This window comes from Pseudomonas kielensis (genome assembly GCF_030505375.1).
Taxonomy (GTDB): domain Bacteria; phylum Pseudomonadota; class Gammaproteobacteria; order Pseudomonadales; family Pseudomonadaceae; genus Aquipseudomonas; species Aquipseudomonas kielensis.
Map to the genome: position 1 here is coordinate 1597173 of NZ_CP130043.1, position 11484 is coordinate 1608656.

An 11484-nucleotide genomic window follows, 5' to 3' on the forward strand; every position below is an offset into this window, starting at 1 on the left:
CGCGAAAGCGGGTTTTTGCGTTTCCGGCCGTTGAAAACGCCCCGCGATCTCTGCGGCAGCGACCTCAGGCCGCCCCCCCTACCAGAGCCCCCATCTCCTCGCAAGGCGCACTTGAGAAACAATATCGTTTATGATTGTTTCAAGTTTTTGCAATGCGACAGTGAGGAACCCTGCGAATGATGCTTCGAAATACCCTGCGCCGCGGCCTGACCTTCACGCTGCTGGGGCTGGCCCTGGCCTGCCCACTTACCCAGGCGGCCGATCCGGTTTCCCTGACGCTTTACAACGGCCAGCACAAGGAAGTCGGCGATGCCGTCGCCAAAGCCTTCGAAGCCAAGACCGGGATTCACGTCAACGTGCGCAAAGGCAGCAGCAACCAGCTTGCCAGCCAGGTCGTGGAAGAAGGCGACCGCTCCCCCGCCGACGTGATCTACACCGAAGAATCGCCGCCGCTGAACAAGCTGGGCGAACAAGGCCTGCTGGCCAAGGCCGACGATGCCACGCTGGCGGTACTGCCCAAGGATTACGTGGCCAGCAATGGCACCTGGATCGGCGTCACCGCCCGCGTCCGCGTGGTGGCCTACAACCCGAAACTGATCGACGAAAAAGACCTGCCAAAATCGGTGATGGCGTTCTCCGATCCGAAATGGCAAGGCAAGGTCGGGTTCGTCCCCACCAGCGGCGCGTTCCAGGAGCAGGCCGTGGCGATCATCAAAGTGCACGGCATGGATGCAGCCGAAGAATGGCTCACCGGCTTGCGCGCGTTCGGCAAGACCTACAGCAACAACATGGTTGCCCTCAAGGCCGTGGAAAACGGTGAAGTGGCCACGGTACTGGTGAACAACTACTACTGGTTCGCCCTGCAACGGGAAAAAGGCCAGCTCGACTCGAAACTGTACTACTTCAGCGACGGCGACGTGGGCGGCCTGATCACCGTTTCCAGCGCTGCCGTGCTCAAGTCCAGCAAGCATCCGCAAGAAGCCCAGCAACTGCTCGCCTACATGGCCAGCGAAGAGGGCCAGCGCGTGATCACCCAGACCACCGCCGAGTACCCGCTGCATAAAGGCATGGCGTCTGACCGCGGACTCAAACCGTTCAACGAACTGCAAGCGCCGAAAGTCACCCCGGCCGACCTGGGCAATGCCGAGGAAGCCCTGGAACTGGAACGTGAAGTTGGCTTGAACTGATGAGCGCCTCCCTGCCCGCCTCCGCCTCGCGCGCAGCCTATGTACCGCGGCGCAAACGGCCTTCGATCTGGCTGCTGCTGCCGGTGCTGCTGTTGGTCTGCCTGAGCCTGTTGCCGCTGCTGTATGTCGGCCTCAAGGCCTGGCAGGCCGGCTGGGCGCAGGCGGTGCATCTGCTCTGGCGGCCCTATGTGTTCGGGCTGCTGCGCAACACCCTGCTGCTGATGATCGGCGTCACGCTGGCCTGCGCCCTGGTCGGCCTGTCGCTGGCCTGGCTGCTGGAGCGCAGCAACCTGCGGGGGCGGCGCGTATGGGGGGTGATTCTGTGCTTGCCGTTTGCCGTCCCGGCCTTCGTCAGCAGTTTTACCTGGGTCTCCCTGAGCTCCAGCTTTGAAGGCCTGGGCGGGGCGATCCTGGTGATGAGCCTGTCCAAGTACCCGCTGATTTTCCTGCCGGTGGCCGCGACTCTGCGCAATCTCGACCCCGCCCTGGAGGAATCGGCCCGCACCCTGGGCCTGAACCGCTGGGGCGTGTTCTTCAAGATCACCCTGCCCCTGCTCTGGCCCTCACTGCTGGCGGGCTCGCTGCTGATTGCCCTGCACATGCTGGTGGAATTCGGCGCCCTGTCGATCATCGGCCTGCAAACCTTCACCACAGCGATCTATCAACAGTTCGAGCTGGAATTCAGCAACGCCAACGCAGCCATGCTCTCTGCCGTGCTGCTGGCGCTGTGCCTGGTGCTGTTGTGGCTGGAGCTGCGGGTGCGTGGCAAGGGCCGTCACGTGCGGATCGGCCAGGGCGCGGCGCGGCATGCCGAGCAGGTTCGCCTGGGCGCCTTGGCACCGCTCGGCCAGCTTTACTGCCTGTTGCTGGCGATTGTCGGCAGCGGCATTCCCCTGGGCATGCTCGGGTACTGGCTGGCGGTGGGCTCCTCGGCCGCCTTCCCGATGGCGGCCATCAGCGAAGCGCTGCTGTCATCCCTGGCCCTGTCCCTGGGCGGCGCGGCGCTGTGCCTGGTGCTGGCGGTGCCCGTGGGTTTGCTGGTGGTTCGCTACAAGGGCCGCCTGGCGCTCTGGGCAGAACGCCTGCCGTACTTGCTGCACGCGCTGCCCGGCCTGGTGATTGCCCTGACGCTGGTGTACTTCGCCTTGCACTATGTGCCGGCGCTGTACCAGACCTCGGGGTTGCTGCTGATCGCCTATGCCTTGCTGTTCCTGCCGCTGGCCCAGGCGCCGATCCGCACGGCCCTGAACAAGGCGGCTCCGCAACTCGAAGAGGCCGCCCGCACCCTAGGCGCCTCCTCATTCAGCGCCTTTGTGCGAGTGACGCTGCCGATCATCTTCCCGGCGCTGGGCGCAGCCTTTGCCCTGGTGTTCCTCGATGCGATGAAAGAGCTGACGGCGACCCTGCTGCTCAGCCCGACCGGACTCAACACCCTGGCCACCGAGGTCTGGGCCCACACTGCGAATGTCGAATTTGCGGCAGCAGCGCCCTATGCGGCGCTGCTGATTCTGGTGTCGGGGTTGCCGGTGTATCTGCTGACTACCCGGATGTATCTGAGTCGCTGAGCCTGCCCTCGCGAGCAGGCCCGTGGGAGCCAGCCGCTAGCGATAGCGGCTGCCGATACCCGGCATCAAGCCCGGAACTGCCCCAAGCTGGCTTTCAACTGCGCCGCCAACCCATCCAGCACCTTGCCACTGGCCGTGGTCTCCACCACCGCCTGGGCCGCTTTCTCGGCCTGGGCATGGATGGTCTGCACCCGCCCACGCACCGCTTGCGCGCCCTTGGCCTGGTGCGCCGCCGCCTGGGTCGCCAGGCCGATGGCCGCATGCACCTGCTCGACAGAGACCTGCACCGACTGTTGCAGCCGCGCGCTGTCGCGCAATACCAGCAACCCTTCGTTGGCCTGGCGCCCCGCCTGACCGATCGCCGCCACCGCTTCACGGGCGCCCTGCTGCAAGGCACCGATGTGCGCCTGGATGTCGCCGGTGGAGCTTTGCGTCTTGCTCGCCAGCGCCCGCACTTCATCCGCCACGACCGCGAAGCCACGCCCGGTCTCACCGGCCCGCGCCGCTTCGATCGCGGCATTGAGGGCCAGCAGGTTGGTCTGCTCGGCGATCCCGTGGATCACTTCCAGGACCACCTCGATCTGCTCGCTTTGTTGGGCCAGCCGCTCGATCACCTTGGCTCCCGTATCGACCTGCCCGGCCAGCGCCTCGATCAGGCTGCCGACCTGAGCCGAGGTTCGGGTGTTTTCATCGGTCGCCTGGCGAATGTCCACCACCTGCTGCAAGGCTGCCTGCATGGCATGACTTTCAGCCTGCGCCTCGTCCGCCATCTGTGACAGCGCCCGCAGGCTCTCCGCCACTTCATCGCGCTGGGATTTCGCCGCGGCATCGGCCCCGGCGTTACGCTGGCTCATGGCGCCGATTTCCACGCCTGTGCGCTGGGCCACGTCGCCCGCCTCGCGAACGATCGGCTGCAACTTATCCACAAACCGATTGACCGCCGACGCCATGTCGCCAATTTCGTCCTGGCTGTTGATCTGCACGCGCTTGGTCAGGTCGCCCTCACCTGCCGCCAGGTCATCCATCGCCGCAATCAGTAACTTCAGGCGATTGACGACTCGCCGCCCGAGGACCACCGCGAGCAGCAGCAACACGCCACAGCCGACCAGGGCCAACGCCATGCCGATCCGCCAGCGCAGGGTCGCCGCGGCCTCTTGTACGGTGGTGGTGGTATTGGCCTGCATTTCGCTGGCAGTGGCTTGCGCCGACTGCAGGCGCGCGCGCATCGCTGTCGCACTGTCGGCCGCGGCGCCCTTGAGGCTGTCACCGACCAGTTGATCGCTGCTGGCGATCAGCGCCGAGAAGCGCTTGTCGAGCGCCGCCAGGTCCGCCTCGACCGAGGCCGTGGAAACGCCCATCAAGACCTTGCCGATTTCCACGCCGTTGGGGTTGATCGACGCCTCGACGTAGAACACCGACGGATCGTTTTTGGCCGCATCCAGCACTTTATCCAGGGCACGCTCGCCCTGGCCCTTTTCCAAAAGGGCCTTGTTGATCGGGTTTTCCCGGTTCAGGTAGCGGGTCAGGTGCTGGCCGGTGGCATCGTCGTACACCACAAACAGCACATTGGGATTGCGCTGGGCGCGCCGGGCGAACTCGGACAAGGTCGGAACATCGCTGTCCCACATGGCGCGGGGTGCGACCGAGGCCAGGAGCTGGGCCATGTCATTGGCCGAGTCCTTGAGGTCCTTTTCCAGGGTGGCGCGCAGCTGCGCCTGCTCATCCTCGAGTCGCGAAGACAAGCCGGCCGTCAGGCGCTGGCGGGTGCTGGTGGAGAGGTTGTCCAGGCTGGAAGTAACTTCGCGCCCAGCCTGCTCCAGCTCACCCGAAAGCTTCTGGCTATCGGCACCCAGACGCACCCCCAGATCCGCCTCCAGGGCGGTCACGGTGCTCCGGGTCAGGGCAACCGCTACCAGTACCTGCACCAAAAGGGCGATACCAAGGGTAACGAATACGGGCCGCAATAAACGGCTTTGTAACAGTGAGAGAACGGCCGACACAGAAAATCCCTCTACTTGGATGCTATTAAACTGATAGCACGCTCGAAGGGATATGCACAGCAAAGGTCATGCCGCCCGGCAGGCACAAACGACAAAGGGCCCTATCGAGGGCCCTTTGCTTTTTACATCAACAGCTTATTAAGCGAACGGGTGACGCAGAACGATGGTTTCGTTGCGGTCCGGACCGGTCGAAATAATGTCGATCGGCGCGCCGATCAGCTGTTCAACGCGCTTGATGTAAGCACGGGCGTTGGCTGGCAGCTCTTCCAGGGTTTTGGCACCCACCGTCGACTCGGTCCAACCTGGCACTTCTTCGTACACAGGCTGCAGGCCCAGGTAGCTGTCGGCGTCGGTCGGAGCAATGTCGTTGCCTTCTGCATCTTTGTAGCCAACGCAGATATTGATGGTTTCCAGGCCGTCGAGTACGTCCAGCTTGGTCAGGCAGATACCCGAGATGCTGTTCACATCGATAGCGCGACGCAGGATAACGGCGTCGAACCAGCCACAACGACGGGCACGGCCGGTAGTCGCGCCGAACTCGTGACCCTGTTTGGCCAGGTGCGCACCGACTTCGTCGAACAGCTCAGTCGGGAATGGACCCGAACCCACACGCGTGGTGTAGGCCTTGGTGATGCCCAGGATGTAGTCCAGGAACATCGGACCCACGCCGGAACCGGTCGCAACGCCGCCGGCGGTGGTGTTGGAGCTGGTCACGTACGGGTAGGTGCCGTGGTCGATGTCCAGCAACGAACCCTGGGCGCCTTCGAACATGATGTCTTTGCCAGCGCGACGCAGGTCGTGCAGCTCGGCAGTCACGTCCAGCATCAGCGGGGTCAGCAGCTCAGCGTATTCCTTGCACTCGGCCAGGGTCTTGTCGAAGTCGATGGCTGGCTCTTTGTAGTAACCCACCAGCATGAAGTTGTGGTAATCCACCAGTTCACGCAGTTTGTCTGCAAAGCGCGGCATGTTGAGCAGGTCGCCCACACGCAGGCCACGACGTGCAACCTTGTCTTCGTAGGCTGGGCCGATGCCGCGACCGGTAGTACCGATCTTCAGCTCGCCACGGGCCTTTTCACGGGCCTGGTCCAGCGCTACGTGATACGACAGGATCAGCGGGCAGGAAGGGCTGACACGCAGGCGCTCGCGCACCGGTACACCTTTCTCTTCCAGCTTGGTGATCTCGCGCAGCAGGGCGTCTGGTGCAACCACCACGCCGTTGCCGATCAGGCACTGCACGCCTTCGCGCAGCACGCCCGAGGGGATCAGGTGCAAGACAGTTTTTTCGCCATCGATCACCAGCGTGTGGCCAGCGTTGTGGCCACCTTGGTAGCGCACTACGGCGGCAGCATGTTCGGTCAGCAGATCAACGATCTTGCCTTTGCCCTCATCACCCCATTGGGTGCCCAGGACTACGACATTCTTACCCATAACACTTGTCCTCATTCGCGCAAACTTGGTGCCGGCGGCGGCCGGCAGGAAAACTCAAGAAGCCAGCGGCAATACTTGCCAAAGCCCGTTCTGCTGAATCAATTGCCGGTCGCAGTCCGCGTCACGGGCGGCGGCCAATGGTTGCCCAGGCAATGCCTGGACGACACGCTGACCCTCACTGCGCAACTGGCAAACCTGCTGCCAGAGTGCCGCATCCGTACTGTCAGGCATCCAGATACCGCCAGACGGTAGCTCGATCTCAGCACGCCCCAGGGTCACCAGGGTTTTCAAATCAGTGGAGAAGCCGGTTGCCGGACGGGCGCGACCGAAGTCGGCGCCAATGTCGTCGTAACGACCGCCCTGGGCAATGGATTGGCCCACACCCGGCACGAACACCGCGAACACCATACCGGTGTGGTAGTGGTAGCCACGCAGCTCGCCCAGGTCGAAGTACAGCGGCAACTGCGGGAAACGCACGGACAGCCGCTCGGCAATCGCCAGCAGGTCGTCCAGCGCGGCCAGTACCGGCGCCGGCGCTTGGGCCAGGCGCTCACGGGCAGCCGCCAGCACTTCACGACCGCCACACAGGTCGACCAGCGCCCGCAGCATGCCCGCCAGGTCGGCAGGCAGGCCTTCGGTCAAGTTAATGACCTCGTCGATGGCCTTGCGCTGCAAAGCGTCAAACAGCTGCTGCTCGACTTCACCGGACAGACCGGCCGCACGGGCCAGGCCGCGGTAGATACCGACATGGCCCAGGTCCATGTGCACATCCGGCACGTCGGCCAGTTGCAACATGGCCAGCATCAGGCTGATGACTTCGACGTCACTGCTCGGGCTGGCATCGCCGTACAACTCGGCACCCAACTGGATCGGGCTGCGCGAAGTCGACAAGGCGCGGGGCTGCGCATGCAGCACACTGCCGGCGTAGCACAGGCGGCTCGGGCCTTCGCGACGCAGGGTGTGCGCATCGATGCGCGCCACTTGCGGCGTGATGTCGGCACGAAAGCCCATCTGCCGGCCCGACTGCGGGTCGATGACCTTGAAGGTGCGCAGATCCAGGTCCTGGCCCGCACCGGTCAGCAGGGATTCCAGGTACTCGATATGGGGAGTCACGACAAACTCGTAACCCCAGCTCTGGAACAGATCCAACACCTGACGGCGCGCCACTTCAATGCGCGCCGCCTCTGGTGGCAGTACTTCTTCGATGCCATCTGGCAGCAGCCAGCGGTCTACCGTTGCCATTACGCCATTCCCCTTTGATCCGGGCGGCCAACCCTCGGCCGGCCTTGAGTGAAGCAGAAAATGTCTGGCCCATGCGCAGAATTTCACGCGCATGGACGACGTGGCGATCGGCCTGAATCCGGCCTCGCCAAACACTTTCCTCGAAAAACCTGTCGAGTTGTTCAACCCGACTGCACGCAATCAAACGTGCAGACGCAAAAAAGCCGGGAATTTCCCGGCTGCCGCATCATACACACGTTTTCCCAAAGGATCACCCCGCGAGAGGCTTTAGCCGCCCGGCGGGGTTCCTTTTGGATCAGTGTCGGATCAAGGCTTGGCTTTTTCCAGGTAACGGAAGAAGTCGCTGCTTGGATCCAGAACCATGACGTCGGATTTGTTCGCGAAGCTTTCACGGTAGGCGCGCAGGCTACGGTAGAACGCGTAGAACTCCTGGTCCTGGCCGTAGGCCTTGGAGTAGATCGAAGCGGCCTGGGCATCACCGTCACCGCGAACCTCTTCGGATTCACGATAGGCTTCAGCCAACAGTACGCGGCGCTGACGATCGGCGTCGGCACGGATGCCTTCTGCCAGCTCGTTACCCTTGGCACGGTGCTCACGGGCTTCACGCTCACGCTCGGTGCTCATACGCTCGAACACGCTGCGGTTCACTTCCTTCGGCAGGTCGATGGTCTTGACCCGAACATCGACAACTTCGATGCCCAGCTCTTGTTCCGCCATCTTGTTCAGCGAAGCCGTGATATCCGCCATCAGCGCATCACGTTCACCCGATACCACCTCGTGCAGGGTGCGCTTACCAAACTGGTCACGCAGGCCCGACTCCAGACGGCGGGACAAACGCTCGTCGGCAATCTGCTTGAGGCCGGATGTCGCGGTGTAGAAGCGCTCGGCATCTTTGACCCGCCACTTGGCGTAGGCATCGACCATCACGGCTTTCTTTTCCAGTGTCAGGAAACGCTGTGTCGGTGCATCCAGGGTCATCAGGCGTGCGTCAAACTTACGCACCTGGTTAACGTAGGGCACTTTCACATGCAGACCTGGCTGGACATCAGCCTGGACCACGCGACCGAACTGCAGCAACACCGCACGCTCGGTCTGAGCCACGATGTAGAAGCAGTTCCAGGCAGCGATCGCCACGACAACGCCGACAATAAGGGCGATCAGCGATTTATTGCTCATCAGCGACTCTCCCTGGTACGTGCCTGTTGCTGCAGATCTGCTGCCGCACGCGCATTCGCTTCATTGCTGCTGGCCGCGGCGCCGGTCGCCGGAGCGCTGGCAGGACGGCCACTGTCGATCATCTTGTCCAGCGGCAAGTACAGCAGATTGCTCTGGCCATTCTTGTTGCCGGTCACGAGAACCTTGCTGGTGTTGCTGAAGACTTCCTGCATGGTGTCCAGGTACAGACGCTCACGCGTGACTTCCGGAGCCTTGCGGTACTCGGCCACCAGCTTGGTGAAGCGGTCGGCCTCACCCTTGGCGCGCGAGACTGTTTCGTCACGGTAACCGTTGGCGTCCTCGATGATGCGCTGGGCCTGGCCACGAGCTTCCGGCACAACGCCGTTGGCATAGGTTTCAGCCTGGTTGCGCGAACGCTGCTCGTCTTCACGGGCACGAATCACGTCATCGAAGGCTTCCTGTACTTCACGCGGTGCCGCTGCGTTCTGTACGTTGACCTGGGTCACGGTGATACCGGTGCGATAGGTATCGAGGAAGCGTTGCAGACGCTCCTTGATTTCGCTGGCCATCAATTCACGACCTTCCGTCAGTACCTGGTCCATGGCGGTAGAACCCACCACGTGGCGCAGGGCACTGTCGGTTGCGTGCTGCAGGCTGACTTCCGGCTGATCGACGTTCAGCACGAAGTCCTGCAGGTTGCTGATCTTGTACTGCACGGTCAGCGGCACTTCGACGATGTTCTCGTCTTCAGTCAGCATTTGACCCTGCTTGGTATAGGCACGCTCACGCGTGACGTTTTCCATGTACTTTTTGTCGATCGGCGGGAGGTAGATGTTCAGGCCCGGGCCAACGGTCTCGTAGTACTTGCCGAAGCGCAGCACCACGGCTTGCTCCTGCTCGTCGACCACGTACACCGCGCTGTACAGCCACACGGCCGCCAGCACCACGAGGCCGATGCCGAGCAGGCCGTAACCGCCGCCCTTGCTCGAACTACCGCCATCGTCACCACGTTTCTTACCACCACCGAACAACCCATTCAGGCTTTCCTGCAGCTTTCGGAAGGCCTCGTCGAGATCTGGTGGCCCCTTGCGGTCGCCATTATTGCGGCGCTTACCACCCCAAGGATCCTGATTATTCGAGTTGCCACCCGGCTCATTCCAAGCCATAGCGCTCTCCATCTGATAAAGCAAAGACGCACCCACGGCGCGCCGACCAATGCTACAGAATGCCTGTCATAGCGGCACAACCGCTTTTTCAGGCTTTTATTGCAAAGTGTGTTGCTCGATAAATTCCAGCGGCTGCATTCCCTCGCGGCTCACCAGTCGATTGAGCTCGACCCGTGGCAAACGAACGTCCAGCAAACAGATGCCTTCTTCGTCGTGCTCTTCTTTCTGCACTGCGCCCAGTTCAAAGAACTGTGCACGCAGTCGAGCGAATCGTTGCGGTAAACGCAATGTGCCCACAAACAAATCACTGCCCAACAACTCGGCGATGGCTTGCTCAAGCAATTCCAGGCCACTGCCATCACGCGCCGAGAGCCACACCCGTTGCGGTTTGCCATCGGCATCGCGCTGGATTTGTGGCTCAACGCCTTCAAGCAAATCGAGTTTGTTATAGACCTCGAGGATCGGCAAGTCCTGAGCCCCAATCTCACCCAGTACCACCATCACCTGCTCGATCTGCAACATGCGGTCCGGTTCGGCCGCATCGATCACGTGCAGCAGCAGGTCGGAGTTGCTCGACTCTTCGAGCGTAGACCGAAATGCCTCGACCAGCTTGTGCGGCAAGTGACGGATGAAACCCACAGTGTCCGCCAGAACAATCGGCCCCAGGTCGTCCAGTTCCAGACGGCGCAAGGTCGGGTCCAGCGTGGCAAACAACTGGTCGGCCGCGTACACGTCGGATTTCGTCACGTTGTTGAAGAGCGTGGATTTACCGGCGTTGGTATACCCCACCAGAGACACGGTCGGAATATCGGCACGCGATCGGCCCCGTCGCGATTGCTCGCGCTGGCTGCGCACTTTCTCCAGCCGCCCCTTGATCTGTCGCAGGCGAACCCGCAGCAGGCGGCGGTCGGTTTCCAGCTGGGTTTCACCCGGGCCACGCATGCCGATACCGCCACCCTGACGCTCAAGGTGAGTCCAGCCACGAACCAGGCGGGTGCTCATGTGGTCAAGCTGGGCCAGTTCGACCTGGAGCTTGCCTTCATGGGTACGGGCGCGTTGGGCGAAAATATCGAGAATCAGACCGGTACGGTCGATCACGCGACACTCGAAGACACGTTCGAGGTTACGTTCCTGACTGGGCGTGAGGATGTGATTGAAAATTACCAGATCAGCCTTTTCGGCATGGACCAGGTCGCGTAGCTCCTCGACCTTGCCGCTGCCAATCAGGAATTTGGCGGTTGGCCGATGACGCGGCACGTTAAAAAACGCAACGGTCTCGGCGCCCGCCGAATTAGCCAGTTCCTGAAACTCCTGCGGATCTTCGCGCGCCTCAGGGTCCTGTCCATCCAAGTGAACAAGGATCACTCGTTCACCACCACCGTGGCGCTCAAAGAACAAAGGAGACTCCTATCAGGCGTTACCTGGCTCAGCGTCACCTTGTTCGGATTCGGTTGCGCTAGGCAGACGAATTGGACGAACCGGTACCACTGTAGAGATAGCGTGCTTGTAGACCATCTGGCTGACGGTGTTCTTCAGCAGGATGACGAACTGGTCGAACGACTCGATCGTGCCTTGCAGTTTGATCCCGTTGACCAGGTAGATGGAAACCCCAACTTTCTCTTTACGTAAAGTATTCAAGTAAGGGTCTTGTAGCGAATGCCCTTTTGACATGTGCCGCACTCCTTTAAGGATTCAATAATAAAAAAATAGGTAAGCAGAA

9 protein-coding genes are annotated in these 11484 nt (G+C 61.9%); 2 read left to right on the forward strand and 7 right to left on the reverse strand.

The features are described 5' to 3' along the window. The first annotated feature begins 176 nt into the window (after positions 1-176). Positions 177-1187 (forward strand): extracellular solute-binding protein, encoded by a 1011-nt coding sequence (locus tag Q1W70_RS07605; RefSeq protein ID WP_166589838.1) that lies wholly within the window; start codon positions 177-179, stop codon positions 1185-1187. Continuing rightward, positions 1187-2752, forward strand: coding sequence for an ABC transporter permease (locus Q1W70_RS07610; RefSeq protein WP_166589837.1), 1566 nt, complete (start codon positions 1187-1189; stop codon positions 2750-2752). The genes Q1W70_RS07605 and Q1W70_RS07610 overlap by 1 nt, the downstream gene beginning before the upstream one ends. Before the next feature lie 65 nt (positions 2753-2817). Here the strand turns inward: Q1W70_RS07610 and Q1W70_RS07615 are convergent, their stop codons facing one another. The 7 genes from Q1W70_RS07615 to hfq all read right to left on the reverse strand — a co-directional run bounded on the left by Q1W70_RS07615 (position 2818) and on the right by hfq (position 11435). Continuing rightward, complete coding sequence (locus Q1W70_RS07615) at positions 2818-4752, reverse strand: methyl-accepting chemotaxis protein (protein ID WP_166589836.1); 1935 nt, start codon at positions 4750-4752, stop codon at positions 2818-2820. A gap of 138 nt (positions 4753-4890) precedes the next feature. Continuing rightward, positions 4891-6180 (reverse strand): adenylosuccinate synthase, encoded by a 1290-nt coding sequence (locus Q1W70_RS07620; RefSeq protein WP_166589835.1) that lies wholly within the window; start codon positions 6178-6180, stop codon positions 4891-4893. A 54-nt stretch (positions 6181-6234) separates the two neighbouring features. Further along, positions 6235-7422, reverse strand: coding sequence for an ATP phosphoribosyltransferase regulatory subunit (locus Q1W70_RS07625; RefSeq protein ID WP_302098728.1), 1188 nt, complete (start codon positions 7420-7422; stop codon positions 6235-6237). Between the two features lie 306 nt (positions 7423-7728). Beyond that, positions 7729-8598 (reverse strand): protease modulator HflC, encoded by an 870-nt coding sequence (gene hflC / locus Q1W70_RS07630; protein WP_095169571.1) that lies wholly within the window; start codon positions 8596-8598, stop codon positions 7729-7731. After that, the gene (gene hflK / locus Q1W70_RS07635; RefSeq protein ID WP_166589833.1) at positions 8598-9764 is read right to left on the reverse strand and encodes an FtsH protease activity modulator HflK; all 1167 of its coding nucleotides are present in this window, start codon (positions 9762-9764) and stop codon (positions 8598-8600) included. The genes hflC and hflK overlap by 1 nt, the downstream gene beginning before the upstream one ends. A 96-nt stretch (positions 9765-9860) precedes the next feature. Continuing rightward, a complete protein-coding gene (gene hflX / locus Q1W70_RS07640) occupies positions 9861-11162 on the reverse strand; it encodes a ribosome rescue GTPase HflX (RefSeq protein WP_166589832.1) in 1302 nt (433 codons plus the stop codon). 12 nt (positions 11163-11174) lie between these two features. Beyond that, positions 11175-11435, reverse strand: a complete 261-nt coding sequence (gene hfq, locus Q1W70_RS07645; protein ID WP_010221594.1) for an RNA chaperone Hfq — start codon at positions 11433-11435, stop codon at positions 11175-11177. Positions 11436-11484: the final 49 nt, after the last annotated feature.

Excerpts from the sequence above, each read along its gene's own strand:
- hflC (WP_095169571.1), bottom strand. The coding sequence starts at position 8,598 with ATGAGCAATAAATCGCTGATCGCCCTTATTGTCGGCGTTGTCGTGGCG.
- hfq (WP_010221594.1), bottom strand. The coding sequence starts at position 11,435 with ATGTCAAAAGGGCATTCGCTACAAGACCCTTACTTGAATACTTTACGT.
- Q1W70_RS07625 (WP_302098728.1), bottom strand. The coding sequence starts at position 7,422 with ATGGCAACGGTAGACCGCTGGCTGCTGCCAGATGGCATCGAAGAAGTA.
- Q1W70_RS07620 (WP_166589835.1), bottom strand. The coding sequence starts at position 6,180 with ATGGGTAAGAATGTCGTAGTCCTGGGCACCCAATGGGGTGATGAGGGC.
- Q1W70_RS07610 (WP_166589837.1), top strand. The coding sequence starts at position 1,187 with ATGAGCGCCTCCCTGCCCGCCTCCGCCTCGCGCGCAGCCTATGTACCG.
- hflK (WP_166589833.1), bottom strand. The coding sequence starts at position 9,764 with ATGGCTTGGAATGAGCCGGGTGGCAACTCGAATAATCAGGATCCTTGG.
- Q1W70_RS07605 (WP_166589838.1), top strand. The coding sequence starts at position 177 with ATGATGCTTCGAAATACCCTGCGCCGCGGCCTGACCTTCACGCTGCTG.